The organism is Pallidibacillus pasinlerensis, assembly GCF_009996845.1.
In the GTDB taxonomy this organism is placed as follows: Bacteria; Bacillota; Bacilli; order Bacillales; family Caldibacillaceae; genus Pallidibacillus; species Pallidibacillus pasinlerensis.
In genome coordinates this window covers 1-348 of sequence record NZ_JAACYS010000172.1, presented here as the reverse complement: position 1 = coordinate 348, position 348 = coordinate 1, and the positions used below count along the sequence as shown (strand labels likewise).

The window sequence follows — 348 nt, the reverse complement described above, 5'->3', positions numbered from 1 at the left end:
TTCTCTTTTAAGGGCTCAGCTAAAGCGAAATTTAAGCTATTCGTTGTTCTCGAATCCACTGTTGAGCTAATTCGATCAATTTTGTCCAACGCGCTGGCATGGTTGGAAGACCTAGTAGTTCTGGATTTGTGACTGGTACTTTTCCTTCTAAACTTGCGTGAGGTCGTAAAAAGTTAAAGTAAGCCACAAACAGTGTGACAAACGATACCGAGCCTTTTTCTGAACCGAATCCATGTGTAGAGCGATAATTGCCTTTAAACGTTCGATTTAATCGCTCAATAATTTGTTTTAGTGGTCTAAACTCCGTTGAAACGGGATCTTCATTTGTCAGTCCAATCACTTGTTTTA

Annotated in this window: 1 pseudogene; it reads right to left on the bottom strand. The window is 39.7% G+C overall.

The annotated features are described in order from the left end of the window. Positions 1–31: 31 nt before the first annotated feature. Positions 32–348: pseudogene (locus GW534_RS16065) on the bottom strand (DDE-type integrase/transposase/recombinase); the annotation flags it as partial.